At 57.4% G+C, this 26,467-nt stretch carries 19 protein-coding genes, 1 tRNA gene and 1 pseudogene; 14 read left to right on the forward strand and 7 right to left on the reverse strand.

Annotated features, from left to right (window positions below; genetic code table 11):
* The first annotated feature begins 73 nt into the window (after window positions 1-73).
* From speE to V6Z53_RS10860, 6 genes are all read left to right on the forward strand, one after another.
* On the forward strand, window positions 74-949 hold the full coding sequence (speE, locus tag V6Z53_RS10835; protein ID WP_338585492.1) for a polyamine aminopropyltransferase: 876 nt from the start codon (window positions 74-76) through the stop codon (window positions 947-949).
* Window positions 950-1,170: 221 nt separating this feature from the next.
* Window positions 1,171-1,404: a hypothetical protein gene (locus V6Z53_RS10840; RefSeq protein WP_338585493.1), complete on the forward strand. Its 234-nt coding sequence runs from the start codon at window positions 1,171-1,173 to the stop codon at window positions 1,402-1,404.
* A gap of 212 nt (window positions 1,405-1,616) precedes the next feature.
* Window positions 1,617-1,961 carry a ribonuclease E inhibitor RraB gene (locus V6Z53_RS10845; RefSeq protein WP_338585494.1) on the forward strand — a complete coding sequence of 115 codons (345 nt, stop codon included), beginning with the start codon at window positions 1,617-1,619 and terminating at the stop codon, window positions 1,959-1,961.
* A 475-nt stretch (window positions 1,962-2,436) separates the two neighbouring features.
* Window positions 2,437-3,846 (forward strand): circularly permuted type 2 ATP-grasp protein, encoded by a 1,410-nt coding sequence (locus tag V6Z53_RS10850; RefSeq protein WP_338585495.1) that lies wholly within the window; start codon window positions 2,437-2,439, stop codon window positions 3,844-3,846.
* Window positions 3,847-3,858: 12 nt separating this feature from the next.
* Window positions 3,859-4,809, forward strand: coding sequence for an alpha-E domain-containing protein (locus V6Z53_RS10855; protein WP_175390617.1), 951 nt, complete (start codon window positions 3,859-3,861; stop codon window positions 4,807-4,809).
* Window positions 4,806-5,615, forward strand: coding sequence for a transglutaminase family protein (locus V6Z53_RS10860; RefSeq protein WP_338585497.1), 810 nt, complete (start codon window positions 4,806-4,808; stop codon window positions 5,613-5,615). The genes V6Z53_RS10855 and V6Z53_RS10860 overlap by 4 nt, the downstream gene beginning before the upstream one ends.
* A 122-nt stretch (window positions 5,616-5,737) precedes the next feature.
* Here the strand turns inward: V6Z53_RS10860 and V6Z53_RS10865 are convergent, their stop codons facing one another.
* Entirely contained in the window at window positions 5,738-6,559 is an 822-nt protein-coding gene (locus V6Z53_RS10865; RefSeq protein ID WP_338585499.1) for a cytochrome c, read from the reverse strand.
* Between the two features lie 601 nt (window positions 6,560-7,160).
* Here V6Z53_RS10865 and V6Z53_RS10870 point away from each other — a divergent pair.
* The 3 genes from V6Z53_RS10870 to V6Z53_RS10880 all read left to right on the forward strand — a co-directional run bounded on the left by V6Z53_RS10870 (window position 7,161) and on the right by V6Z53_RS10880 (window position 11,353).
* Window positions 7,161-8,366 (forward strand): acetyl-CoA C-acetyltransferase, encoded by a 1,206-nt coding sequence (locus tag V6Z53_RS10870; protein WP_338585500.1) that lies wholly within the window; start codon window positions 7,161-7,163, stop codon window positions 8,364-8,366.
* A 24-nt stretch (window positions 8,367-8,390) separates the two neighbouring features.
* Window positions 8,391-10,535: a 3-hydroxyacyl-CoA dehydrogenase NAD-binding domain-containing protein gene (locus tag V6Z53_RS10875; RefSeq protein ID WP_338585501.1), complete on the forward strand. Its 2,145-nt coding sequence runs from the start codon at window positions 8,391-8,393 to the stop codon at window positions 10,533-10,535.
* A 95-nt stretch (window positions 10,536-10,630) separates the two neighbouring features.
* Complete coding sequence (locus tag V6Z53_RS10880) at window positions 10,631-11,353, forward strand: amidotransferase (protein ID WP_338585502.1); 723 nt, start codon at window positions 10,631-10,633, stop codon at window positions 11,351-11,353.
* A 54-nt stretch (window positions 11,354-11,407) separates the two neighbouring features.
* On the opposite strand, the gene V6Z53_RS10885 is transcribed toward V6Z53_RS10880, so the two are convergent.
* From V6Z53_RS10885 to V6Z53_RS10895, 3 genes are all read right to left on the reverse strand, one after another.
* Window positions 11,408-12,379: a magnesium and cobalt transport protein CorA gene (locus tag V6Z53_RS10885; protein WP_338585503.1), complete on the reverse strand. Its 972-nt coding sequence runs from the start codon at window positions 12,377-12,379 to the stop codon at window positions 11,408-11,410.
* A gap of 145 nt (window positions 12,380-12,524) precedes the next feature.
* Complete coding sequence (locus V6Z53_RS10890) at window positions 12,525-13,247, reverse strand: 1-acylglycerol-3-phosphate O-acyltransferase (protein ID WP_338585505.1); 723 nt, start codon at window positions 13,245-13,247, stop codon at window positions 12,525-12,527.
* Window positions 13,248-13,461: 214 nt separating this feature from the next.
* Window positions 13,462-14,151 carry a crotonase/enoyl-CoA hydratase family protein gene (locus V6Z53_RS10895; protein WP_338585506.1) on the reverse strand — a complete coding sequence of 230 codons (690 nt, stop codon included), beginning with the start codon at window positions 14,149-14,151 and terminating at the stop codon, window positions 13,462-13,464.
* Between the two features lie 308 nt (window positions 14,152-14,459).
* Here V6Z53_RS10895 and V6Z53_RS10900 point away from each other — a divergent pair.
* The 3 genes from V6Z53_RS10900 to V6Z53_RS10910 all read left to right on the forward strand — a co-directional run bounded on the left by V6Z53_RS10900 (window position 14,460) and on the right by V6Z53_RS10910 (window position 16,444).
* A tRNA-Ser gene (locus tag V6Z53_RS10900) sits at window positions 14,460-14,549 on the forward strand.
* Window positions 14,550-15,047: 498 nt separating this feature from the next.
* On the forward strand, window positions 15,048-15,527 hold the full coding sequence (locus V6Z53_RS10905; RefSeq protein WP_338585507.1) for a GIY-YIG nuclease family protein: 480 nt from the start codon (window positions 15,048-15,050) through the stop codon (window positions 15,525-15,527).
* Window positions 15,528-15,700: 173 nt separating this feature from the next.
* Window positions 15,701-16,444: a hypothetical protein gene (locus tag V6Z53_RS10910; RefSeq protein ID WP_338585508.1), complete on the forward strand. Its 744-nt coding sequence runs from the start codon at window positions 15,701-15,703 to the stop codon at window positions 16,442-16,444.
* 238 nt (window positions 16,445-16,682) lie between these two features.
* Here V6Z53_RS10910 and V6Z53_RS10915 read toward each other — a convergent pair.
* A pseudogene (locus tag V6Z53_RS10915) lies at window positions 16,683-16,946 on the reverse strand (site-specific integrase); the annotation flags it as partial.
* A gap of 46 nt (window positions 16,947-16,992) precedes the next feature.
* Between V6Z53_RS10915 and V6Z53_RS10920 the strand changes: the two are divergent.
* Window positions 16,993-17,151, forward strand: a complete 159-nt coding sequence (locus tag V6Z53_RS10920; RefSeq protein WP_338586603.1) for a hypothetical protein — start codon at window positions 16,993-16,995, stop codon at window positions 17,149-17,151.
* A gap of 18 nt (window positions 17,152-17,169) precedes the next feature.
* On the opposite strand, the gene V6Z53_RS10925 is transcribed toward V6Z53_RS10920, so the two are convergent.
* Both V6Z53_RS10925 and V6Z53_RS10930 read right to left on the reverse strand, forming a co-directional pair.
* On the reverse strand, window positions 17,170-17,973 hold the full coding sequence (locus tag V6Z53_RS10925) for a hypothetical protein (protein WP_338585511.1): 804 nt from the start codon (window positions 17,971-17,973) through the stop codon (window positions 17,170-17,172).
* On the reverse strand, window positions 17,966-20,290 hold the full coding sequence (locus V6Z53_RS10930) for an AAA family ATPase (RefSeq protein ID WP_338585512.1): 2,325 nt from the start codon (window positions 20,288-20,290) through the stop codon (window positions 17,966-17,968). The genes V6Z53_RS10925 and V6Z53_RS10930 overlap by 8 nt, the downstream gene beginning before the upstream one ends.
* Before the next feature lie 230 nt (window positions 20,291-20,520).
* On the opposite strand from V6Z53_RS10930, the gene V6Z53_RS10935 reads away from it, so the two are divergent.
* On the forward strand, window positions 20,521-26,331 hold the full coding sequence (locus tag V6Z53_RS10935) for a CHAT domain-containing protein (RefSeq protein WP_338585513.1): 5,811 nt from the start codon (window positions 20,521-20,523) through the stop codon (window positions 26,329-26,331).
* The last annotated feature ends 136 nt before the right edge of the window (window positions 26,332-26,467 follow it).

Below are 26,467 nucleotides of genomic sequence, written 5' to 3' on the forward strand. Positions count from 1 at the left end.
CAATCGAGCTGATCGATTGGCCTTCATGGGCGGGTAACCGTCCGTTGCCACCGCATTCATCGGAGCACTTCCCATGAGCAACATCCCCGCCAGCGATTACCTGGAAACCCTTTACGAAGGCTACGGCCAGCGTTTTCGCATGGAAAAACTGCTGCACGAAGTGCGCACCGAACACCAGCACCTGGTGATTTTCGAGAACCCGCGCATGGGCCGGGTCATGGCGCTGGACGGTGTGATCCAGACCACCGAAGCCGACGAATTCATCTACCACGAAATGCTTACCCACGTGCCGATCCTGGCCCACGGCACCGCCAAGCGCGTGCTGATCATCGGTGGCGGCGATGGCGGCATGCTGCGTGAAGTGGCCAAGCACCGCAGCATTGAGCACATCACCATGGTCGAGATCGACGGCACGGTGGTCGACATGTGCAAGGAATTCCTGCCGAACCACTCCAAAGGTGCGTTCGATGATCCACGCCTGAACCTGGTGATCGACGACGGCATGCGTTTCGTCGCCACCACCACGGAAAAGTTCGACGTGATCATTTCCGACTCCACCGACCCGATCGGTCCGGGTGAAGTGCTGTTTTCGGAAAATTTCTACCAGGCCTGCCGCCGCTGCCTGAATGAAGGCGGCATTCTGGTGACCCAGAACGGCACACCGTTCATGCAGATCGAAGAAGTGAAGACCACCGCCGGTCGCCTGCGCAGTCTGTTCCCGGACTGGCACTTCTATCAGGCCGCTGTGCCGACTTATATCGGCGGCTCGATGACCTTCGCCTGGGGCGCAACCAATACCGCTTATCGCAAGCTATCCCGCGAAACCCTGCAACAGCGCTTCGCCGGCAGTGGCATCGTCACTCGCTACTACAACCCGGAAATCCACATCGGCGCCTTCGCCTTGCCGCAGTACGTGCTGCAAGCTGTGGGCAAGCCAAGCAACGACTGATGGATTGAAGTATTCACCTGAACCTGTAGGAGCGAGCCTGCTCGCGATGGACGTGAACGATGACGCGGGGAGCCTGATTCAACGCGGTGTACTCACGTTTTTCGCGAGTAGGCTCGCTCCTACAGGGGATCAGCGGTGGCATATTCCAGCGGAACGATTAGCCAGCTAATCAGGTCGAGATAGTGGTAAGCCCATTTGCGGGTTTGATCGAGGAGGCTCTGATGTCAAAGTGGAAAGTCACTTTCGTGGATGATCACGGTGAAACCATCGACGAAGTCTTCGAGTGCGAGGAATGCCCGAGTCACGAGCAGGCCGCCAAACTCATCAAGGAACGGCTTCTTCCTGTCGCCGCGAAGCTGGATCTGAACGATCTGGAAGGGCGAACCGCCGATGCCGGCGTCAAAAACCTCAAAACCCAGAACAGCATACAAATCCGCAGCATCACGCCAATCTGAACACCTCCTGTCACATTCACAACCAGACCTTGGCAGCGGCTTTATCTTGGGGCTACTCTGCAATCGAGATCAGCGAATGGATCGCTAAGGTCTGGTCTTGTCAGCTCCATGCTTGTTTCCCGTCGGCACATCGGTTGCCGAACGCCCGCGACCTTGGGTTGCGCGCGCAGGGAGTACGGAAAGTCTATCCATCAGTTTGAGGAGGACGTTTCATGAGCACAGCCTATCAAGAAGACATCAGCAGCAGCGTGCTGCGCCGCATGAAAGAAGGCGGTTTCGACTTTTCACGATTCCATCCCATCGAGTTCTACGCCATTTTCCCGGACGAGGAGCGGGCACGCAGGGCGGCACGTCAATTCCATCATGGTGAATCCCTGAATGCGCAAATCAGCGTGCGCGACGACGGCGCCTGGGCGCTGGAACTGAGCAAGGTGATGTACGCCACTTACGATGACATCGGCGATTTCGAACAGGGTTTCGAAGCGGTGGTCGAGCCATTGGGCGGCATCATTGAAGGCTGGGGTGTCAAACAGGAGGTACGAGGGCGACTCGCATAAACTTATGAACAGTAACAATCGTCAATAACGGCTGACCTTCGGGTTGGCCGTTTTCGTTTGTGCCAAGCGTGATGTCGGCAACCTCCTGAAACAAGAATCCGGCGCAAAAAAAAGCCACCTGAGCGGGTGGCTAAAAGGGAAGACCGGTAAGGAGAGAAACCGGTCAGAGCATGCCGGACCGGGCTGCCTGTGCAGCCGAATGCGTGGGCCGAATGCTCCTGCGGGTAAAGCAGATTCGGCGATTGGGTGGATTATCCGCAGCGTTAACCGGGCAGTGAAATCAACTCTGACTATGCTGGTGATAGGCAACAACATTGCCTTGCAATGAAGCGGGGGCGATCAGGTTGGGGCGTTTGCCGCACAGGATTGGTGCGGTGCGTGTGTATTGATTATCCAACCGATTGAAATCAAAGCGTTTATGCCGATGGCACGGGCCTTGCGAAGGTCTGTATGTCCGGGTGACAAGGAGTACGGCATGATCCGCACCTATTTTGATGAGATGTACGATGCCGGCGGCCAGGTCCGCCCGCATTATCGGGAGTTTGCCCGTTGGCTGGCCGAAACGCCTGACGAGCTTTTGGCACAACGGCGACGCGAGGCCGATCTGTTATTTCATCGCGCCGGGATTACATTCACGCTCTACGGTGATGAGCAGGGGACAGAGCGCCTGATTCCCTTCGACACCATTCCCCGCAGCATTCCCGCCAGCGAGTGGCGCGTGGTCGAACGCGGCTGCATCCAGCGGGTCAAGGCGTTGAACATGTTCCTCGCCGACCTCTATCACGAACAACGCATCATCAAGGCCGGGATCATTCCGGCCGAGCAGGTGCTGGCCAACGAGCAATATCAGTTGGCAATGCAAGGGCTGGACTTGCACCGCGATATCTATTCGCACATCTCCGGCGTCGATCTGGTGCGCGATGGCGACGGCACGTACTACGTGCTCGAAGACAATCTGCGCACGCCCAGCGGCGTCAGCTACATGCTCGAAGACCGCAAGATGATGATGCGTTTGTTCCCCGAGTTGTTCGCGGCGCAGCGCATCGCTCCCATCGACCACTATCCGAACTTGTTGCTCGATACCCTGAAAAGCTCCAGCCCTATCGACAACCCCAGCGTGGTGGTGCTGACGCCGGGGCGTTTCAACAGTGCGTTCTTTGAACATGCGTTTCTGGCGCGGGAAATGGGCGTGGAGCTGGTCGAAGGCGCGGACCTGTTCGTGCGTGACGACAAGGTCTTCATGCGCACCACTGACGGGCCGAAAGCCGTCGATGTGATCTACCGGCGTCTTGATGATGCGTTCCTCGATCCGTTGGCGTTCAACCCGGATTCGATGCTCGGTGTGCCGGGGCTGCTGTCGTCTTACCGCTCTGGCAACGTGGTGCTGGCCAATGCCATCGGCACAGGCGTGGCGGACGACAAGTCGGTGTATCCGTTCGTCACCGACATGATCCGTTTTTATCTGGATGAAGAGCCGATCCTCCAGAACGTTCCCACGTGGCAGTGTCGCAATCCTTCTGAACTTTCCCACGTGCTGGCCAATCTGCCAGAACTGGTGGTCAAGGAAACTCAAGGCTCCGGCGGCTACGGCATGTTGGTGGGGCCGGCGGCGACGGCAGCGGAAATCGAAGCCTTCCGCGCGCGGATCATCGCCAAGCCCCATGCCTACATCGCGCAACCGACGCTGTCGCTGTCGACCTGTCCGACTTTTGTCGAAAACGGCATCGCGCCGCGCCATATCGACCTGCGTCCATTTGTATTGTCTGGCCGCGAAACCCGGGTCGTGCCCGGCGGTTTGACCCGTGTCGCCCTGCGCGAAGGCTCCCTGGTGGTGAATTCCTCCCAGGGCGGCGGAACCAAGGACACCTGGGTGGTCGAGGATTGAAGGAAGCCTGTCATGCTAAGTAGAACTGCCTCGGATTTGTATTGGATGTCGCGTTACCTGGAGCGGGCGGAAAACCTCGCGCGGATGCTCGACATCAGTTACTCGCTGTCGCTGATGCCACAGGATGGCCGCGGTAACGGCCTGCATGAACTGGCGATGCCGCTGTTGATCACCGGCACCCTGGATGATTACCTCGAACGCCACGGCGAACTGCATGCCGAACGGCTGTTGCATTTCTTCGCCCTGGACGCGGCCAACCCGGCGAGCATCTACAGCTGCCTCGGTGCGGCGCGGGCCAGTGCCCACGCGGTGCGGGGGCGAATCACCGCCGACATGTGGGAAAACATCAACGCCACCTGGCTGGAAATTCGCGGCATCGCCGAACAAGGCCTCAGCCGCTACGGCATGAGCCGTTTCTGCGAGTGGATCAAGGAACGATCGCACCTGTTCCGTGGCGCCTCCTACGGCACCATCATGCGTAACGACGCCTTCCGCTTCATCCGCCTCGGGACATTCATCGAAAGGGCCGACAACACGTTGCGTCTGCTCGATGCCCGCTACGAAATGGCCGGCGATCAGGCCGAAGCCGTCAGCGATGGAACAGCTCACGCCTATTACCAATGGAGTGCCTTGCTGCGAGCGCTCTCATCCTTCGAGGCCTACACCGAAATCTACCGTGACGCCCCCGGCGCACGGCATGTGGCGGAATTGCTGCTGCTTCGCGCTGATGTGCCGCGCTCCCTGCGCGCCTGCACCGAAGAAATCGACCAGATCCTTGCGCAATTGCCGGGCGCCAACGGCCGACCGGCGCAACGCTTGGCGGCGGAAATGGACGCACGTCTGCGCTACACCGGCATCAACGAAATTCTCGACGAAGGCCTGCACGCCTGGCTGACCGAGTTCATCCCGCTGGTGCGCCAGTTGGGCAACGCGATTCACAGTTCATACCTGGAGGCTGCATGAGACTTTCCATTAGCCACGAGACCACCTATCACTACGAAGATCAGGTGCGGGCGAGCATCCAGTACCTGCGACTGACACCCCACGACAGCGAGCGTCAGCACGTGCTCAGTTGGCAGCTCGACTTGCCACGCCCGGTGCGCGCGCAACTCGATCCGTTCGGCAACATCCTGCATGTGCTGACCATGGACGAGCCGCACGAGGCGATCATCATCGGCGCCCGTGGCCAGGTCGACATTGATGAATTGCGCGAAGCCGAACACGAGAGCCAGTCGTCATTGCCGTTCCTGCGCTTCACTCGCCTGACCGAAGCCGACGCTGCACTGCGTGCATTCGCCGAAAAGGAGTGCAAGCAGCGTCGCGATCGCACCGCGTTGATCGACTTGATGCATGGCCTGAACCAGCACATGACCTACACGCCGGGGGCCACCGAAGTGGACACCAGCGCCGCGCAGGCTTTCGCCGGGCGGTCGGGCGTCTGTCAGGACCACACCCACGCGTTCCTCGCTTGCGCCCGCAGTCTGGGCATTCCAGCGCGGTATGTGTCGGGTTATCTGTACAGCGAGAACAGCGAGCACTTGGCCAGTCACGCCTGGGCTGAAGCCTGGCTGGACGACGCCTGGTACAGCTTCGACGTGACCAATGAGCTCGCGCGGCCTGAGCGACATCTGAAGTTGGCGGTGGGTCTGGATTACCTGGATGCCTGCCCGGTACGCGGCATGCGCCGGGGTGGCGGGTGTGAGCAGATGCACGCCAAGGTCTTCGTAACCCCGACGCCTGCACCGGTGATTTCAGTGCAGCAGCAATAGCGCAAACACCGCCGACCCCTGTAGGAGCCGAGCTTGCTCGCGATGGCGTAATGTCAGTCAATACTTCACTGAATGGCATACCGCTATCGCGAGCAAGCTCGGCTCCTACAGGGAAAAGGGTGTCAGGGCTTAACCTTGCGCCCAACCATATGCTTCAAATACCCCACCAACATCCCCAGATCTTCATCCGGCAGCACTTCAGCCGAGAACCCCGGCATCTTCGCCTGCGGCCACTGGCGCAAACTCTGCGGATCGCGAATGTAGCGCTTGAGGAAATCCGTGCCGAAGTACTCGGTAGGGTTGTATGGAATATTCAGGTCCGGCCCGAAGTGTGAATCCCCGGCACCGTTCAACCGATGGCACGCCAGACAGTTCTTCTGGAACAGCGCAAAACCCCTGTTCACCGGGTCATCGGCTTTCAATGCAGGATCGGGCAGCAGGGCAGGGAATCGCTCGGCCACCGGCGCCATGCGCTTGATGCTGGCGACTTCGAACGGCCATTGTTCCGGACTGATATTGCCCGCCCGTGGATCGGTCCAGACCAGATAAAACGGCCCGGCGCTGTGTTTGCCCTCTGACAATGGCAGCCAAGGCTTGGCGGGGTCTTCGATGGCCAGCCAGGCGCGTGCGCCCTGGGTGTTGAGCAGTGGCGCAGCCGACAATTCGGCGGCAAAACCATCAAGCGCCACGGCTTGCAGGTGATCGTCGGGCTGGATGCCGGTCAACAGTGCGGCCAGGGGCACGGCGCGGTAGCTCATGTCCCGTTTATAGGAAACGTCATTGGCAATGGTGATGGTCTGGATCTGAGGGTGCTTGAGCAACTCCTCGGTCTGCCAGGTGCGACTGCTCGCGCCCAGCTCAAGGTTCAGCTGTGCGGCATAAAGGGGCGTGCCGAGCAGCAAGGCCCCAAACAGAATGAGCGTTTTCAAATGATCGCCGTCCATGTCGTGGAAGTGCCGTAAAGGTTGGCACAGCCACGCTGGCCCGGGTAGCGAGCCAGTCACATTTTTAACGTGGCGATAAAAATCCCTGGAATCGTATTTTTATGGACCGACTAGCCGATCACCTTGGTCAGGTTCGGCAAAATCAACAACAGTGTGGTGGCGAATAGAATGAGCCCGGCTTGACGAACTTTCGATTGTTTGAACATGGCTGACCGCCTTCTTTTTGTTATTTCCTGATGCCTGCCTGCCCATCTCCATGACGGCAAACGTTGCACTTCCTGTAGGACGAGCGCCTCGGCAAAACCCGACGACAACTTCGTACACCTTCACCTTAGAGCCCGCGTCACGCTTGGTTTAGATCCATTTAGTATGGTGTTCTTGCTGGATGCTATTAAAAAGGCATGAGGCCTATTGCCAGCTTCTTGGGCGGCCTTTTGCTAGACGCCTGCGTGTCCTGAACCGGTTCACCGGGCCGTAGATGACCGTCCGTCTGAGCGTGACCGTCAATGCCGATGAGCGCTGCGGTCATTGAATCCATTGCGCTCTGGCCCAAAAGTGAGGGCTGTGTTTTTACCCACCTGCACTGCGGTTCGAGGACGTCATGACCCAAGCTTTGATTTTCGACGCATTACGCACGCCCCGTGGCAAAGGCAAGGCCGATGGCGCCTTGCACAGCGTCAAACCGGTGAACCTGGTGGCGGGGCTGCTCACGGCGCTGCAACAGCGAACCGCCCTCGATACCAGCCAGGTCGATGACGTTGTACTCGGCTGCGTAACGCCCATCGGCGATCAAGGCTCGGACATCGCCAAAACGGCGACTCAGGTAGCCGACTGGGATGTCAGCGTGGCCGGGGTGCAGATCAATCGTTTCTGCGCATCGGGGCTGGAGGCGGTGAACCTCGGCGCGATGAAAGTCCGCTCCGGTTTCGAAGACCTGGTGGTGGTCGGCGGCGTCGAGTCCATGTCACGAGTGCCCATGGGCAGCGACGGCGGGGCATGGGCGCTGGACCCGGAAACCAACCTGCACAGCCATTTCACCCCGCAGGGCGTAGGCGCCGACCTGATCGCCACGCTCGAGGGTTTCAGCCGTCAGGACGTCGATGCCTACGCGCTGCACTCGCAACAAAAAGCCGCGCGGGCGCGGGCCGACGGTTCGTTTAACAAGTCGCTGGTGCCGGTGCAGGATCAGAACGGCATCATCCTGCTCGATCACGATGAGTTCATCCGCGCCGAATCGACCCTGGAAGGCCTGGGCAAGCTCAAGCCGAGTTTTGAAATGATCGGGCAAATGGGCTTCGACGCCACTGCGCTGCGGGTCTACAGCCATGTCGAGCGGATCAACCATGTCCACACCCCCGGCAACAGTTCCGGGATCGTCGACGGCGCCGCGTTGATGCTGATCGGCTCGGAAGCCAAGGGCCGGGCGCTGGGCCTGCAACCACGGGCACGAATCGTCGCCACGGCGGTGACCAGCACTGACCCGACCATCATGCTCACCGGCCCCGCGCCGGCCACTCGCAAGGCATTGGCCAAGGCCGGGCTGCGGGTCGAAGACATCGACCTGTTCGAAGTCAACGAGGCATTCGCCTCCGTGGTGTTGAAGTTCATCAAGGACATGGCCGTCGACCCGACAAAGGTCAACGTCAACGGCGGCTCCATCGCCATGGGCCACCCGCTTGGCGCCACCGGTTGCGCGATTCTCGGCACCCTGCTCGATGAACTGGAAACCCGGCGTCTGCGCTATGGCCTCGCGACCTTGTGTGTCGGCGGCGGCATGGGCATTGCCACCATCATCGAACGCCTCTGAGCCCGGACTTCAAGGAACCTGTTTATGAGCCAAGCCATTCGTTACGAAAAAGGCCAGGACCAGATCGTCGTCCTGACCATCGACATGCCGGGCCAGAGTGCCAACACCATGAACGCGGTGTACCGCGAGGCCATGGCTGACTGTGTCGCCCGTCTTGTAGCCGACAAGGACAGCATCGCTGGCGTCATCATCACCTCGGCCAAGAAAACCTTCTTCGCCGGCGGCGACCTCAATGAGCTGATCAAGGTCGGCAAACCCGAAGCAAAAGCCTTTTACGACATGGTGCTGACCCTCAAGGGGCAACTGCGCACCCTGGAAACCCTCGGCAAACCGGTGGTCGCGGCGATCAACGGCGCTGCGCTCGGCGGCGGTTGGGAAATCTGCCTGGCCTGCCATCATCGGGTGGCGCTGGACAATCCATCGGTGCAACTCGGCCTGCCGGAAGTGACCCTTGGCCTGTTGCCGGGCGGCGGCGGAGTGGTGCGCATGGTGCGCATGCTCGGCCTCGAAAAAGCCCTGCCGTACTTGCTCGAAGGTAAAAAAGTCCGCCCGCAGCAGGCGTTACAGGCGGGATTGATCGATGAACTGGCGGCGGATCATGATGAGCTGCTGGCCAAGGCGCGAGCGTGGATTATTGCCAATCCGACGGCTGTGCAGCGTTGGGATGTGAAGGGCTATCAGATTCCCGGTGGCACGCCATCGAATCCGAAAGTTGCACAAATGCTGGCGATTGCGCCGTCAATCCTGCGCAGTAAAACCCAAGGCACGATGCCCGCTCCCGAGAAAATCCTGTGTGCGGCGGTCGAGGGGGCACAGGTGGATTTCGACACCGCGCACTTGATCGAGACCCGCTACTTCACCGAGTTGACCACCGGCCAGGTCTCGAAAAACCTGATCGGCACCTTCTGGTTCCAGCTCAACGAAATCAATGCCGGTGGTTCTCGACCTCAAGGCTTCGCGCCTTATGTGACGAAGAAAGTCGGCGTGCTCGGCGCCGGGATGATGGGCGCGGGCATCGCGTTTGTCAGCGCATCGGCCGGTATCGACGTGGTGCTCAAGGACGTTAATCTCGCGGCAGCCGAGAAGGGCAAGGCGAACTCGGCGGCGCTGTTGGACAAGAAAGTGGCGCGTGGGCAAATGCGCGCAGAGCAACGTGAAACCGTGCTCGCACGCATTCATCCCACTGAAAACGATGCCGACCTGGCGGGCTGCGACCTGATCATCGAAGCGGTGTTTGAAGACCGTGAACTGAAGGCCAAGGTGTCTTTGGCAGCGCAAAAAATAGTCGGCGCGGACGCGGTGATCGCCTCCAATACTTCGACACTACCGATCAGCGGACTGGCGTCGGCAGTGCCGGACCAAAGCAAATTCATCGGCCTGCATTTCTTCAGCCCCGTGGAAAAAATGCCGTTGGTGGAAATCATCAAGGGCGCCAATACCAGCGATGAAACCCTGGCTCGCGGGTTCGACTTCGTCTTGCAAATCAAGAAAACCCCGATTGTGGTCAACGACAGCCGTGGTTTCTTCACATCGCGGGTGTTCGGCACGTTCACCAACGAAGGCATCGCCATGTTGGGCGAAGGCGTGAGTGCGCCGATGATCGAGACCGAGGCGCGCAAGGCCGGTATGCCTGTCGGGCCTCTGGCGATCTCTGACGAAGTTTCCCTCAGCCTGATGAGCCATATCCGCCAGCAAACCTCCAAAGACCTGCAAGCAGAAGGGAAACCGCTGATTGAACACCCGGCGTTCGCCGTGATTGACTTGCTGCTCAACGAATACAAACGTCCGGGCAAGGCTGCCGGGGGTGGTTTTTATGAATACCCGGCCGGCGGTCAAAAACATTTATGGCCGGAACTGAAAGCCCGCTTCGAAAAGGCTGACGGACAGATCTCGGCAAAAGATGTGCGTGATCGCCTGCTGTTCGTGCAAGCCATCGAAACCGTACGCTGTGTGGAGGAGGGCGTGCTGACTTCGACGGCGGATGCCAACGTCGGTTCGATCTTCGGCATCGGCTTCGCCGCCTGGACTGGCGGTGCGCTGCAGTTCATCAATCAGTACGGGGTCAAGGACTTCGTCGCCCGCGCCCAGTATCTGGCTGGGCAATACGGCGAGCGCTTCGCGCCACCAGCGCTGTTGTTGGAGAAAGCTGCCAAAGGGGAGGCGTTCTAAGGGACAACTGACGCACCGTGGGGCTTGCCTTGATACCGTGTTTCAAGGCAGGCTCTGGGGTGTGCATTATTCCCATCACGTGTCAGGTATTTTTTATGTCGTTACGCATCTGCATTCTGGAAACCGACAACCTGCGTCCGGAATTGGTCGACCAATATCAGGGCTACGGGCAGATGTTCAAGCACCTGTTTTCGCAGCAACCCATCGCCGCTGAATTCACCATTTACAATGTCGTGCAGGGTGACTATCCAAGCGATGACCTGACCTTCGACGCCTATCTGGTCACCGGCAGCAAAGCCGATTCCTTCGGTACTGACCCGTGGATCGAAACCCTCAGGAAATACCTGCTGACCCGCTACGAGCGTGGCGACAAACTGTTGGGCGTGTGTTTCGGCCATCAGTTGCTGGCGCTATTGCTGGGCGGCAAGAGCGAGCGGGCGACCCAAGGCTGGGGCGTCGGCACTCACAGCTACAAACTCGCGGCCAAGGCGCCGTGGATGAGCCCGGTGCGCGAAGAGCTGACCCTGTTGATCAGCCACCAGGATCAGGTCACGGCGTTGCCGGAAAACGCCACGGTCATTGCCTCCAGTGATTTCTGTCCGTTCGCCGCGTACCACATCAACGATCAAGTTCTGTGCTTCCAGGGCCACCCGGAATTCATCCACGACTATTCCCGCGCCTTGCTGGAAATTCGCCAGCAAGCACTGGGTGAGCAGATCTACTCGAAAGGCATCGCCAGTCTGGGCAGTGAACACCACGGCACCACGGTGGCCGAGTGGATGATGCGGTTTGTGGCGCACAAGCCAGAAACCGTTTAATCAGCTAACACCTCACTCCCACGGGCATATCGCGATACCTGTGGGAGCGTGGCTCTAAAGCCAACCCGACTTCTTGAAACTTGCCCACAAACCCACACAGCCCACCGTAATAAATCCCAGCACCGCGAAATACCCGTAATGCCAGGTCAACTCAGGCATGTTCTGGAAGTTCATCCCATAGATCCCCGCCACCGCCGTCGGAAACGCCAGAATCGCCGCCCACGCGGCAAATTTGCGCTGCACCACACTCTGACGTGACGCCTCCAGCAACACCCCGACCTCAATGGTCTGGCTGGCGATATCAGCCAGGGTCGTCAGGTCTTCCATTTGCCGGGTTACATGAATCTGCACGTCGCGGAAATACGGGCGCATGTTCTTGTCGATAAACGGAAAGCTCAACTTTTGCAGTTCCTCGCCGATTTCCACCATCGGCGCTGCAAACCGGCGCAAGCGCAATACATCGCGGCGCAGGCTGTGGAGTTTTTGAATGTCGCGCTCGTTCAGGGAGCCGCACATGACGTTGCGTTCCAGCTCGTCGATTTCGGCGTGGATCGCTTCACCCATGGGCTGGTAGTTCTCGATCACGAAATCGAGGATGGCATAGAGTACGAAATCTTCCCCGTGCTCCAGCAACAGCGGACGTGCCTCACAACGCTGGCGGACGTAGGCGTAGGACGCCGAATGACCGTTGCGTGCGGTAATGATGTAGCCGTTACCGGCAAAAATATGGGTCTCGATGAACTTGAGTTTGCCGTCTTCGCGTATTGGCGAATACGTGACGATGAACAGCGCATCGCCGAAGGTTTCCAGCTTTGGCCGGCTGTGTTTTTCCAGGGCGTCTTCGATGGCCAGTTCATGCAGGTTGAACTGTCGTTGCAGATTGAACAGTTCCTCTGCGTTCGGCTCTTCGAGGCCGATCCAGACAAAGTGACCAGGCTTTGCCGCCCAGGCCGCGCCTTCGTCGAGGGTGATATTGGTGACTTTCTTTCCAGCGCTGTAAACCGCAGCAGCAACAACTCTACCCATGGTCTTGGTTCACTTCTTGTTGGCAGCTTCGAATTGGCAATGGCCGTGACAGGCAGTGTTCAGCTTAGCCTTGTCTGCTGCTTGAGAGTCAGTGAAATCTGCGCAGTTCACTGGCAAAAGAAAACCCGCACAGGGCGGGTTTCTTTCAAGCAGTTTGCAGTTGCCGGTCCATTGAAGCGATGCATTCACGCATCTGTTCGCGGCATTGGGCAATCAGCATCGGCATGTCATCGAGGCTCAAACCCACAGTAGGAATCGCCGGCAACGAGCGAATCAGAATTTTCCCACTGCGCCAGCGGTTCAATCGCATGTGTTTGACGTAACTGCTGACGCACACCGGCACGATCGGCACGCCTGCTGCGATAGCCATCTGGAAAGCACCTTTCTTGAACGGCAGCAACTCCTCGCCCATGTTGCGCGTGCCTTCGGGAAACACCCAGATCGAGGTGTCTTCGTTTTGCAGGGTGTGGGTGGTGGTCAACATCGACTGACGGGCCTTCTGCGCGTTGCCCCGGTCAATCAACACGTTACCGGCGAGCCAGAACAACTGACCGAACAGTGGCACCCACTTCAGGCTCTTCTTGCCGATACACACGGTGCGGCGGGGCACGACGTTGCCGAATACAAACAGATCGTAGTTGGACTGGTGGTTGGCGATGATCACGCAACTGTCGGGCTTATTCATCAACGGTCCGACATCGGCCTTCACGCGCAAACGCAAAATGCACATGGCTGGCCACGCGTAGAGGCGTGCGCACAAACGACTGTTGTCCGGATTGAACGGGCGGCACAGGCCGAGAATCACGCCCAGTACACCTGCCAGAATAAAGTGCAGGCCCATCAATGACATACGTAAAGCAAACAGCATTTTCAGGCCCCACCGGGACAAAAGGTGGCGCAGTGTACGGATGTGCACTGTTTTCAGCAATTGCCGCTACAGAGGCGGGAGATGGCCGATGTTTAAGCACATGTTTCCAACTGATGGGTCAGACGCGTTCTAGAGCGGTTACAGGCTTTTCATCGACGTACGTACGAAAAAGCCCGACACGACGGTCGGGCTTTTCGCTAACGCAGCTTTGGGCTTAACCCAAATGCTCCTGATCCTGGATGATTGCGTTGTCCAGGGTATCCAGCAACGCTTTGCGGACTTTCAGCTTGGTGTTCTTGTGTGCAGTCATGTTGATCTTCTTCAACTGACGCGCCGCCGTCAGTGCTGCACCTTGAAGTTCTTCGGCCGAAACCACCACGTCGAGGAAGCCGGCATCCACCGCGCTCTGCGGGTTAAACATCTCGCCGTTGATCACCGAACGGTGGAACGCCGACTTGCGCAGGCGATCACGGGCCAGCTCGATACCGGCGTGGTGCATGGTCATGCCGATCTGCACTTCATTCAGACCGATGCTGAACGGGCCGTCGACACCAATGCGGTAGTCGGCCGACAACAGCAGAAACGCGCCCTTGGCCACCGCATGACCTGGGCAAGCCACAATCACCGGGAACGGATGCGACAACAGGCGACGGGCCAGCGTCGAGCCGGACGTGACCAGCGCCACGGCCTCTTTAGGACCGGAGGTCATCACTTTCAAATCGTACCCGCCCGAGAGAATCCCAGGCGTACCGGTAATGATCACCACCGCGCGATCAGTTACGGCCTGATCCAGCGCAGCGTTAAACGCCGAAATCACGTCTGGAGAAATGGCATTGACCTTGCCGTTGCTCAAGGTCAGGGTCGCGATACCGTCTTCGAGATGGTAGGAAATCAACTCACTCATGACGCTATTCCTTTCAATAAAGTTGGGCAGAAGTTACCCACCGCCACAGGCCAGGTAAAGCTCCGTGACTGACCCGCCAGTCACCCTTTCCCCGCCCGGCAAGCGTAGCTCGCCACGCCAGCGGCGAATTGCCCTCTATATAGAAGCCGGCGCGAAGCCGGAGATTGGCCGGTTTGCCATGTCCTTGAGCAAGGGCATTCTGCTAATCGCGTTAACCGCATGAAAATTCTGAAAAAAATGTTTGCCATCAGAAAAGCTTTCGACTACATTAGCGCGCCTCGACAGACAGAACATGTTTGAAGAGATACGGTGAAGTGTCCGAGTGGCTTAAGGAGCACGCCTGGAAAGTGTGTATACAGGAAACTGTATCGAGAGTTCGAATCTCTCCTTCACCGCCACATTCTGCAAACACAAACCCCTGATTTTCCTAGAGAAAGTCGGGGGTTTGTGGTTTTTTGCGTCTGAAAAAGGGCCATATGGGAACAATATGGGAATACGGGCTACTCCTTTGACCGTGTAAGCTTTCTTAATGGGGCGCTCCAGGAGCCATTTGTGGCAGTCCTTTTTGGTCGCAGATTTGTCCATCAGCTCTACGCTTTCTCACCAATGGCTTGCCACTCCGATCGATGAAACAAGGAACGTTGATGCATCCCAAAATCAGCTTTACCGATACGGTACGGGCAATTCTGCGGGAACACCCGGCCGGTATGACTCCTCAAGAAATCCGGGAAATTGTCAAGACTCATTACCCTGAGCATTAGGGTACAGAGTCGCATCTGCGTAACGTGCAGAATGGAAACTAAAAGGGGATCGATCACGCGGTTCTGGCGCGTATCTATATCGCTTGCCGTAGCGCGGCGGATATTTTTGCGGACAAATCTCAAAAGCCTCACAGAATGTCGTTAGAGGCCGATGAGCCTATCGAACTGGAGTCGGAAGATTTTATTGAGGGTGAAAATCTCGAAAAGTTGGCTGAGGATATCGGCACCCTTTATGTCCTCGGTACCAATCTGTACACGGCCAATGGTGTCGAGATCATCAAAATCGGAATCACTACGGGTTCTGTGGATAAGCGGATCGCTCAACTCTACACAACTGGAGTACCTTTCCGTTTTCGAGTTATTTCTCAGTTTGAGACCACCAACTACTCGAAGCTTGAACAGGCTCTGCACTGTCTATTTGATAGATATCGCATCAACAAGGCTCGTGAGTTTTTCACAGACCCTTGTCTTGGGCATATACCTGATCTGATCGCGATCCATCAGAAGATTGAACAGGCTAGCTTCGATCGGCTCACCGACGATGTCAGTGACTCAGAACTAACCCTAAGTGTTGCTGGCGAAGGAGGGGATGGAGGCATGAATCAACGACCGTGAGCGATACATCAATTGCGGCCTTAACAGCAAGCAACAAGGTGTGGGTTTGCTACTGACTGGTCTCGGCCTTAATAAAGATGCCTAAGGCAAGCAAAGAATGGCGAATTTATGGTGTATTGTATGATGTCATACTGACATTACTACCAACTGTTTTAGCCAACCCAAGGACATTCATGGCCGACTCCAGCACCAGCATTAGCAAAGTCATCACCACTAGCACCACCTTCATCGATAAGGCAGTAGAGTTTCGGCATTTTATGCTGTTGATCTCGTTTCTGCTGGCACTCGATTCATGCCTGATGATTTTCTATCAAAAGAATCTTGTGCAATCTTTCGGTAGCTTGAGTGCACCGGAGGTCAATGCAGCAGGAGCATTGGTTTTCCTAGGTATCTTTGCGTTCCTGATGGCCCTGCTTTTTCCTGTTTTGCGTCAGATTTTACTCGCGGTGACGACATGGATTAAGTGGTATTGCCCGACCAAAGGCAAGCAGATCGATCACGACTACAGTTTTCCGTCCATCGTTCGCAAAAAAGCGCTCATTGAAAGAGACAAATTAATCATTGAACTGCTCGACAAGAACGAAGAGCACAGAAGGGATCATGAAATCAACATGAACATCGGCTTTGGCCTGGTGCTCATGTTCGCTATCAACTATCTGGTCCTGGGAACCGATCAAGTAATGACGCTCTCTCATACAGCGGTCACGTTGCGGGAGGCCAGCACAGGTTTTTGGATTAGCGCTCTGATCCAGATTGCTTTGGGAACGTTCACCATTTTTTTGATGGTGATACTCGCCTTATCGCTCACTCCTGAAGCAAGTGACAAAATCTACCTGCCTGAGTCCGATGAGGAGAGGGCCGAACGGAAAGAAAGAGAGAAAAAAATGCAGGGTGCTGATGGTGTCTACTTAGGCTGAAATGTGTTGCACTGGCTTGAATTTCTTAGTTTCAAGCCAGTCATAATGTCTTAGGGTCAATGTACCGTGGTCACCCCCGATTCAACCCCCCCCTGTTTCCTACCTAAGCATGGCCGACACCCAGCAATAAGCCTATAGGAGCGGACCAATCAGTGTGTTTGCGCAGTAATCATGTCGAAGCAATTAGTGAATGTTGTCCACGCTACATCGGAGTTATCCGGTGCTGTGTGGCGTAGGGCTAGAGATCCAACGCATGCTCCAACATCCCCACAACATCCGGCCCATCCTCATTAATCCAAGTCCCATAATGCTGCCGAAATCATATTCCCATTCGTATGCCCCATCTGCTCCGCAATCCAATCAATTGAAGCCACCCCTGTCGTCAGCAACTGACTGGCGACACTGCCCTGGCCCGCGATATCTCACCCCGGCCGCATTCAAGTGCGCCTTATAACCGATCCCACACCACACAATCCTTCACATGCCCATGCGTGAGATCGAGCAGTCGATGGATATTCTCAAGCGCGAGGGACTGGTAGTGGACAGCGATGTGGGGTTGTTTCGCCCTGACCACCGAAGACGTGGAGCAAACCGATGCCTTGTGGCCCATTGCCTTTGAGCAGCAGGGGAGGGTTTTTGCCGACTTTTCGCCGGAGCAGTTCGAAGACTTCAAGCGCATGCGTAAACAGGTGATTGGCAGCACTTGAGGCGAGTGGCAACGGCGTTCAAAGGTCGTAGAGCAGCTCTTCGGTCGCGCTGGCAAAGGCCGCCTGGAAAGCGCAAATGGCCTTGTCGGCTTTAGTGTTCGTTTCAGCCGTGTGTTGATCGATGGTGGTGATGTATTCCTTGAGGTCAGGGTTACCGTTCACAAACACTTCTTTTTGCGAGAGATGAGTGAGGATGTTTGCACATAGGTTTTTACCCTGGCCAGTGAGGCCTTTATAGATTGAAATATTGTGGTGGTTGGACTGCAGACGAATGAACTTGATGTGTTCGTTGTAATTGTGAAAACGCGGGTGGTATAGGTCGTCAAATGACTCCGGTGCTGGGTATTCTTGCTCGCTGGTGAATTCGCCTTCCCTGAGTGACCATATATGATTGCTTTTTTTCAGGTTGCAGTCGACGCAGCATACAACCAGGTTGAACAAGTTGAAGGTGTGCTGTACGCACTTTGAGCGAGGTAACACATGCTCTATTGGTTTGGCGTATCCGCTGTTTAGCAATGGGCGCCGGCAATAGCAACATTGATAGTTTTGTTCTTTTTCAAGGAGCGTGCGCAGTTGCTTCCTTATCAGCTCTCCAGAAATTTCCGGGATTTTACTACATGAGAAATTGTAGAACTCATTCCATAAGTTTATTTCTACTTTTAGCTTATTGTTTGGCCGCCTTCTGAACTGCCGTAAAGCTTTCCTTGTCATGACTTTCAAGTAGTCCTGGGTCGCCGCCACGTGTGCGGGATCGCCATGACACTGCTTGAGGTAGTCCTCAAGCATGGCTTCACGCGCTGCTTCAGTTGGGACGCTAACCATTGCTTGCCACCTCTTCCTGGACCGAGGAAATAGCGGAACGCGCGGTGTTGATCAGCTCCAGGTCGCGCTGGAAGCGGCTGTCCTGTTGGTCCATGTCAGAACTGTCCATGGTGCTTTTCAATGTCTTCAGTTGTTCGAGGGCACTCTCGAAATTGAAGTCTGGAGGCGTCGTCTCTTTGTTTTGCAGCTTTATCACCGCCGCAACAAGCTGCGCACAGCGCTCGTACACTTCGCGGTTATGCGGTGTGTAAGTGTTGAAGCCAGCCACCAGAATGGTTTCCACAGAATGGCGACGCTCAGGCGCAATCGGGATTAATTTCCCGGCCTCAAGTACGTAGCAGGGCGTGTCTTTCTTAGGCGCGTTGGTAATCAACACTGGCGCATGGGTTGCTGTGACAAAGCTTAGCGAAAGCCGTTCTGCGAGGGTATTGAGGATCCTCGGCAGTGTCTGTTGCCAGCTCACGTGCAGGCTGACTTCGGGTTCATCCAGCAGCACGATGGTGTGTTCATCCTCTCGTGCCGTCTCGATGATGTGGGCAAGTAGTAGCAAGATATTCTGCTCGCCTGAGCTCAGGTCGGTGAAGAGCAGATAGCGGTTGTCTTTGACCTCTTTGTCGTCTGTGTCCTTGCTCAGTGCCAGGGTGTAAATCTCCAGATGGATCTGATCCAGCTCGATACTGTTTTCTGTCGCGTCAACACTCAAGGCGATCATTGCGTCGCTTTCATGTGCCATCCGTTCACTTTTGGAATGGGCGCGGGGCGCCAGGTACATCTGCGCCCTGAACTTCAGAAGCCCCAGGCATTCGATCAAGGCGTCTATCTTCACTTGATCGCGGAAGATGGTTTCGAGCGCGGCGAGGATGATTTCAGATTTTCTGAATTTCGAGCGTGCGCTCAGGTAGTTGCTGCCGCAGGTCTGGTAGTGCTCGCGGTTTTTGTCGGTAACCTTGGGAAAGCGATTGGATTGCGACAGAGTAATTCCGACTGTGCGGGTTTTCTGTTTCAGCAGTTTGTTTGCGATATCCCCGAGCAGCAGGCTTTTGCCGGCGCCGTTGTTGCCGATCACATAGGTGCAGCGTCGTTTTTCTGCAGCGATCAAGGCGACGATCTCATCGCCATTCACATCTATGCGGTTGTGGTCTGCTGCACCAAAATCGACATGTTGGCTAACGCGAAAGGTGTTTCGCAACGTTTGCTCACGGCGTGATACCCGCTTGCACAAGCCGTCGACGTCACGGTAGCCAGTTTTGAATTGGCTATTGAGGATGGTCGCAATCCTTGGTGTGCATTTGTCAGGCTCGACAGGCACGCCCAACCACATCAGGTAAATGCTCGCCGCGAGGATAGTGCGCTCGATGGCATCGAGTGAAGCGAGCGCCGGGTTCGCGGTGACGTTGATGTACACCGTGCTGTCGGCGGCGGCGCGGGTGTTGTCAATGACGACGATTACGAATTTCCTGGCTTTGCCCTGGTAGTAACTGTCGAAGGCAACAACGCTTTCAATTTTCTCGTGGTCCTGGAGTTTTTCCCATCTCTGATTGGCCTGGGCCGAGGTTGCCCCTGTGTTGGTGCGGGTGAGAATAAACTTTCCTTGTTTGCCAAGCACCTGAGAAAGCTGGAAGTAAATGTCTTCGGAAGTGGCACTGCGCAGCGAGTCCAGATGCGCAGTTGACGAGGCGTCTTGCGACGGCGAGTCAATCAGGCAGGCTGCCCGTGAACCGTAGATATGGAACGCCCCAAGCCCATCAACAAAAACAGGCCGAATGTTGTTGGTCGTAAGCTTCAGTTCAATCATTGCTCTGTGCTGCTGGGCGATCTCAGCAGACATAGGAAACGATTTTCGCGGTGCGGGTCCGAGCACGCCAAGCGAAAGCTCTGCAGTGTTGGGGAAGACATCAACGACTTCATTGCGAAGGTGTGAGAAAAACTGACCGGCAAAACCTGCAACTATTTTGCAGTGGCGGTAATCAATCTTCCCTTGACTACTAAGGAGGATATCCCAGACATAGTTGGCCAGATACTTGGCCTCATCAGCTGGCAAGTTGATGAGCGCTTTTGCCACTGCCGGATAAACAGCATTCACCATCATGTCGCTGGTTAGCAGGTGGGCGTTTCTTGAGAAACCGATAATATCATCAACGTGTTGATTGATATCATCATCAAAGTGCACAAGCTTTTTTTTATTCTGCACCAAGTACGAAATCACGGGTGCACAGGCCAGATGAAATGTTTCATCTTCAAGTGCTACACCCGTGACTTGTTTGCGAATCTTCTTCAGCGTTGCAGCTGCGGCCAAATCCCGATAGTCATAATACATGTTCAAATTCCAAGCTGTTGGCAACGCAGCAGAGAGAGCGCTACTCGGATCAAACGATGGCGAGCATAGTGCCTTGATGGCTCAATGGCATCAACCACCGAGGGCGATTTGACCCCCAACTGTTAGGCTTTTGAAACACTAACAGAGTCGAAACTCTAAAAACTTGAAGCGATCTTGAAATGTAGTAAGGCATGAACTTTAGTAAGGGGGTGGATCCAGAGGGAACGACTGTGAATCCGACCGACGCGCCCCCACTCATCAAACTTCCTCTCCAGCAACCCGCCGATCTGGCGCCGATGCCGGCGCAGCTCCTGGCATCGGCGACCAGCCGTGGTGTCAGCGGCGGGCCGGCTAGTACCCTTAGTAATGTGCGGGTGCTGAAAACCTGGCAGTTGGCGCCGGCGGCGCGCGCCAGTGACGCTCCGCACAGCGATACCCTGAACGATCCTCACGCGCTGCTGGCGCTGGATGCCAATGACGGCTCGACCATTTACATTCGCGCCGATGCCCTGGTGGAGCAGCTGCGCCGTACCCGCCCTGACGTGGTTGACCGCGACGGGGCGGTCGATTTCGCCCGTTTCATTGATATCCAGGGCAAGAACCGTGGTGCAGCGGATTGGGTCTGGCGGCAGGTCAGGCAACTGGTGCTCGAAGATGACGACATCACTGAGCTGGCCAAGGAACTGTCCAAAAAGAAAGCCACCGATTTCGCCGTTGACTGGGCCGCGCAAAGGGGCGCGACGGCACTGATGACCGCTATCGAAAGCCAGCTTGCCGGGCCACCCGGACTTTACCGCTGGAGCGGGGGAGTGTTGAACCCGCAGGACAAGATCGTCGAAGAGACTCAACTGAGCATCGAAAAGCCGATCCTGTTGTTTATCCACGGCACCGGCTCGCACACCCTGGGCAGCTTTGGTGAGCTACCAGGCACTGCCGCCTGGAAAGAGCTGCAACAAAAATTCGGTACGCAGATTGTCGGCCTTGAGCATCGCACCTTCTCGGAAAGCCCGATCGCCAACGCGCTGCAAGCGCTAGAGCACCTGCCCAATAAGGCCCAGGTGCAGCTGGTGAGCCATTCACGCGGTGGGCTGGTGGCTGACTTGCTGTGCATCGACCCCGCCGACCCGGACCTGCCGCGCTGGATCAAGAGCTACCGCCGTACGCCCAGGCCCGACGAAGCGGAGCGGGAAAAGCGTGACCCGGCACTGGCTGCCGAGCGCGAGGCATTTGCCGAAACCGAGCAGAACAACCTGGAAACATTGAGAAAGTTGCTTGAGCAAAAGCAACTGAAGATCACCCACTATGTACGCGTCGCCGCCCCGGCTCGCGGTACCGCTTTGCTGTCGGATAACCTCGATGTATTTCTCTCTTGCCTGCTGAGCCTGGTGCGCAAGTTTGCTACTTGGGGAATCGGCGCGGCGGTGGGCGCGGTGGCTACACCCGCCGCTGGTAGTGCCGCCGCTCAGGTGTCTGCGCGCAGCCTCAAGTTGCTGGAACGGGTGGTGATGGAAATCGCCGACAAACGCATGCAGCCGCAGGTGGTGCCTGGTATCGAGGCGATGCTGCCCGAAGCGCCGATGGGCATGTTGCTGGCGCGCGCCAAGCCGCTGCCTAACCTGAAGATGGCCATCGTCGCTGGCGATACCGATGAATCCGCCAGCGGGATCTTGCAACGTATCGGCTACATGTTCGTGAACTGGGCGTTGTTCGATCGCACCCGCAACGACCTTGTGGTCAACACCGACTCGATGTACGGCGGCCTTTTCGATCACGCGCAAGAAGCTCACGCTATGGCGGTCGAGGGGCCGCAGGTCAACCACTTCCATTATTTTCGCGATACCGTCCGCTACCGCAACCGGCCATTGCCCAGCAGCCTCAGTGACTGGATGCTGGACCGCATCAGCGCCTCCGGAGCTGCGGCAATCACCACCGCTCGCAGCGAAGGCGAGTTGCTGTTGGTCAAGAGTCAGCTGGTCAGCGAGCCACTGGTGTATCTGTTGCCGGGGATCATGGGCACCCAATTGCAGGTGGACAACGAAACCTTCTGGCTTGATCCACTCAAGCTCGCCCTGAATGGCCTGGGCGGTATCGCCATGGGCGCGCCGAAGGTCAGTGCCAGCAACCTGATGGAATCGACCTACAAACAATTAAAGGAGCATCTGGATGGAACCCACGAGGTCATTCCCCACCCCTATGACTGGCGTCAACCGCTGGAGGATTTGGGCACGCAACTGGCGGTGAAGTTGCGCGAGGCACTGGCCACCTATCCGAACCGTAGCATCCGCTTGCTCGCCCACAGCATGGGCGGACTGGTGATTCGCGCGGCATTCAAACAGGATCCGACGCTCTGGGCCGATCTGGTCAAAAAGGCTGACGGCCTGGTAGTGATGCTCGGCACTCCGAACCACGGCGCCTACTCCATGGTGGAAACGCTGCTGGGGCAGTCCGATACCATCCGCATGCTGGCGCGCGTAGACCTTAAGAACAAGCTGCAGAAGATTCTGCAGATCATTGCTGGTTTCCCGGGGGCGCTGCACCTGTTGCCAGCCCCCGATTTCGAAGACATCGGGGGCCGCAGCCCGGTCGATTTGTTCGGCGCTGCCAGCTGGAGCGAGCTGGCGCTTAAAAACGATGACTTCTGGTTCGGTGACGAACTTGGCGCACGTCCCGGTGCCGACGTGCTTGAGCGGGTGGGCACCTACTGGCAACTGCTGGCGGACTCGAGCTGGGTCGACCTCAACCATGACCGCGTTAGCTATGTGTACGGTCAGGGCAAGAACACCCCTTGTGGTCTGGATACCAGCGGCAAGGAAGTGATGCTGCGCGGCACCACCCAAGGTGACGGCACCGTAACTTGGCGTTCCGGCAAACTGGGTAACCTGCCTGACAGCCGTTATTGGTATATGCCGGTGGTGCACGGTGAGCTGGCCTCCACACCGCACTATTTCTCCCAGATCGAGAGCCTGCTGCTGGGGCGTACGCCAACCCGCCTGCAGCGCCTGCCCAGCAGCCGTGCTGGCGAGCGCTCCAGCGCATTGATCAGCTATCGCGGCGGGCCACCGGCGTATCCGTCTGATACCCAGTTGCTCAACCAGGTACTGGGCAGCAGCAACAGCCTGGAACCGAAGCCGGAGCTGAGCACCCTGCAGGTCAATGTGCTGGCGATGAACCTGAGCTGCGTGCAGGTGCCGCTGATTTGCGGCCATTACCGTGGCGACCCGATTTCCGGTGCCGAAGCGGCCATCGACCAGACCCTGGTCAGCGGCGCGCTGTCGCAACGTCAGCGCCTCGGGTTGTACTCCGGTGAACTGGGCAACGCCACCGTGGTGCTGGTGCCGCGCACCGCCGCCGAGGTCAGCCGCGGTACAGGCCGGGGGGCGCTGATGGTCGGCCTTGGCGAGATGGGCGAGCTGACCGCCGAGGTGGTCACCCAGGCGGTGCGCGGTGGTGTGCTGCGATACTTGCTCAATGCCGTGGACCAGTATGCGCAGGTCACTCGCATGGATGACCCGGACAAACCCGACGCGCGCCTGGAGCTGCATATCGCCAGCCTGCTACTGGGCACCAATTCCAGCGCGCAGTTGACCGTGGATGAGTCGATTCGCGCCATCACCCTCGGCGTGTTGCAGGCCAACCGTGAGTACGCAGCGGTGTGTGCAGGCCCCAAAGGGCGCCCGGCATTGGTCACCCGGCTGGACATCGTCGAAGTGTTTGTCGACGCGGCGATCTGTGCCAGCTACGCCGTCGCCACCCTGGACCGCGAACTGGCAGGTGAGCTGCAACGACTCAACAGCCGCCTGGAAGTGGCGCAGGCGGTGCAGTTCGGCGAAGGCGCCAGGCCGCGCCTGAATGTCACGCCGCCTGGTGATTACTGGCCACGCCTGCAGGTCAGCAGCGCCGATCATCAAGGGCGCAACAGTGAGCATGCAGGCAGAGGCGAGACTCGTTTCGACAGGCCGGCACAACGCTTGAACTACCTGTACATGGGCCAGCGTGCCCGCGTTGAGGCGGTGATTGATCAACGTCAGCCCGGGCTTCTGGAGAAGATGGTCGACAGCGCTCTGCGCGGGCCGAACAGCACCCGCTACGACGCCACTGCTTTCTTCGGCAACAGCCTGTTCCAGTTGATGTTGCCTTTGAGCTTCAAAAGCGCCGTGCGCAAATCCGACAACTTGATTCTGGTGCTCGATGACAGCAGCGCCAACTTGCCCTGGGAAATGCTCGAAACTGATGGCGTGCCGATGATCAAACGCACGCGTCTGGTGCGTCAGTTCATCACCCAGCAGTACCGGCGCGAAGTGGTCCGCTCCGACCTGATGAATGCCTGTGTGATCGGCAACCCGGACACCCACGGCTACTTCAAACAGTTCCGACCTAAAGGCGACGGACCGTGGCCGGAGCGTCTGCTGGACCTGCCCGGCGCCTTGCGTGAAAGTCAGGCGGTCAGCCGGGTGCTGGAAGGCGCCGGCTATGCCACCTGGAGCCTGGCCGGTGGCGCCAGTGCCGTGGAGGTGTTCGATCAGCTGTTTGCCCGGCCTTACCGGGTGCTGGTGATTTGTGCCCATGGCGTATTCCGCAGCAGGGATAGCAACGGCCAACTGCGCAGTGGGGTGGTGCTGTCCGATGGCCTACTGCTGACTGCCTCCGAAATCGACCGTATGGAAACCGTGCCAGATCTGGTGTTCCTCAGTTGCTGCCATCTGGGCAAAGTCACCAGCAGTGAACCGGGCAGTAACCGCCTGGCGGCAAGCCTTGCCCAAGAGCTGATCAACATGGGCGTGCGCTGCGTAGTGGCAGCGGGCTGGGAGGTGGATGACAGTGCCGCATGCTGCTTCTCTGAAACCTTCTTCAATCGTTTGGCGATTCATGGCGATCACTTTGCCGAAGCCATCACCTGCGCCCGTCTGGATACCCTCGAGCAGTTTCCCGGATGCAATACCTGGGGCGCCTACCAAGCCTATGGCGATCCATTGTTCCAGCTCAGGTTACTGCCACCCGGCGACTGCAACACCAGCTGTTTACGTGGATCGCCAGAACTGCTCGACTGGCTGGAGGGGCAACGACTGTCAGCCGCCAACCCTGATTCGGCAGCGGCAGCCATTGGCTTTGAACAACTGTCCGGTCAGGTGAAAAAGCGCCTGGAAGGATTGCCGGAAAGCTGGGTCAATCAGGCTGAAGTGCAGTACGGGCTGGGCTTGTTGTATAGCGAGTGGGATGAAGCAACGGCGCTGACTTCGTCGCGCGATGCGTTTTTACTGGCGCTGGCACACTTCAATGGCCGTGGCTGTGTGCCCATGACCGCTGCGGAAAAACTGATTGATGTTGAAGTGCGTCAGGCTTATCTGATGGCAGCGCCGCCGTTTGGCATGGGGGGAGGTGATTTCAAACTGGCCGGCAGCTTGATTGACGCGGCTATTACCCGTGCCGATCGCTTGAGTGAAATGTGTGAGGACATCCGGGGGACGGCGCTTGCCCGGCGTCAGGTCATGCGTGGCCGCGCGCTCAAACGCAAGGCTCACATATCCTTGCTGCAGGGCAATATTCAGGGCCGCAGCAAAGCGCTGGAAAAGGTCATCAAGCAGAGTCTGGAAGCCGCCTGGAAGGCCTATGGCGTCGGCGAAAACCGCGATCAGCCGGACTGGAATCCGTATGCCATGCTCAACCGCATTCAGCTGGAAATCATGTGCGTCACTGCGCCGCCGTCGATTACCGACCTTGAGCGCTGCGAAGCGGAAGCGCAGGCGCGTTACAAACGCACCTTCGGCGTGTTTGATGCGGTGATGAAGGCGGATGTGTGGCTGACTCACTGGTTGATCAGTGTCACCAAAGGCAGTGCAATACCGAGGCTGGTAGTGCATACCGAACGAGAGCTGAATGATAGCTACGACGACGCGTTGGCCGGTCAGCGCATTTCGGCACGGCAGTTCGAGTCGGTGGTGCGCCAGCTACAGCTGATTGAAAACTGGCTGATTTGGGCCAACAAACCTGCTGAAGCTCAGGTGCCGCGCAATATTGCCGGGATACTCATAAAGCGTCGCTGATCTGCAGCCAAAGCCATTTCACAGACTTCACGTGCATGCTGCATACATTCAGCCGCCCAGTCCCTAAAGGTACTGCGAAAGCCGTGAGCTGTGATGACTCTATCGTTGTTATCGCGCCAGCCTTTACCTCCATCTT

This window comes from Pseudomonas sp. MAG733B, from assembly GCF_036884845.1.
Lineage (GTDB): Bacteria > Pseudomonadota > Gammaproteobacteria > Pseudomonadales > Pseudomonadaceae > Aquipseudomonas.

Coding starts and splice junctions, on each gene's coding strand:
- V6Z53_RS10910 (WP_338585508.1), top strand. CDS start 15,701: ATGGCCGACTCCAGCACCAGCATTAGCAAAGTCATCACCACTAGCACC.
- V6Z53_RS10850 (WP_338585495.1), top strand. CDS start 2,437: ATGATCCGCACCTATTTTGATGAGATGTACGATGCCGGCGGCCAGGTC.
- V6Z53_RS10885 (WP_338585503.1), bottom strand. CDS start 12,379: ATGGGTAGAGTTGTTGCTGCTGCGGTTTACAGCGCTGGAAAGAAAGTC.
- V6Z53_RS10875 (WP_338585501.1), top strand. CDS start 8,391: ATGAGCCAAGCCATTCGTTACGAAAAAGGCCAGGACCAGATCGTCGTC.
- V6Z53_RS10890 (WP_338585505.1), bottom strand. CDS start 13,247: ATGCTGTTTGCTTTACGTATGTCATTGATGGGCCTGCACTTTATTCTG.
- V6Z53_RS10880 (WP_338585502.1), top strand. CDS start 10,631: ATGTCGTTACGCATCTGCATTCTGGAAACCGACAACCTGCGTCCGGAA.
- V6Z53_RS10870 (WP_338585500.1), top strand. CDS start 7,161: ATGACCCAAGCTTTGATTTTCGACGCATTACGCACGCCCCGTGGCAAA.
- speE (WP_338585492.1), top strand. CDS start 74: ATGAGCAACATCCCCGCCAGCGATTACCTGGAAACCCTTTACGAAGGC.
- V6Z53_RS10930 (WP_338585512.1), bottom strand. CDS start 20,290: ATGTATTATGACTATCGGGATTTGGCCGCAGCTGCAACGCTGAAGAAG.
- V6Z53_RS10895 (WP_338585506.1), bottom strand. CDS start 14,151: ATGAGTGAGTTGATTTCCTACCATCTCGAAGACGGTATCGCGACCCTG.
- V6Z53_RS10905 (WP_338585507.1), top strand. CDS start 15,048: ATGTCGTTAGAGGCCGATGAGCCTATCGAACTGGAGTCGGAAGATTTT.
- V6Z53_RS10845 (WP_338585494.1), top strand. CDS start 1,617: ATGAGCACAGCCTATCAAGAAGACATCAGCAGCAGCGTGCTGCGCCGC.
- V6Z53_RS10920 (WP_338586603.1), top strand. CDS start 16,993: ATGTGGGGTTGTTTCGCCCTGACCACCGAAGACGTGGAGCAAACCGAT.
- V6Z53_RS10840 (WP_338585493.1), top strand. CDS start 1,171: ATGTCAAAGTGGAAAGTCACTTTCGTGGATGATCACGGTGAAACCATC.
- V6Z53_RS10855 (WP_175390617.1), top strand. CDS start 3,859: ATGCTAAGTAGAACTGCCTCGGATTTGTATTGGATGTCGCGTTACCTG.
- V6Z53_RS10865 (WP_338585499.1), bottom strand. CDS start 6,559: ATGGACGGCGATCATTTGAAAACGCTCATTCTGTTTGGGGCCTTGCTG.
- V6Z53_RS10925 (WP_338585511.1), bottom strand. CDS start 17,973: ATGGTTAGCGTCCCAACTGAAGCAGCGCGTGAAGCCATGCTTGAGGAC.
- V6Z53_RS10860 (WP_338585497.1), top strand. CDS start 4,806: ATGAGACTTTCCATTAGCCACGAGACCACCTATCACTACGAAGATCAG.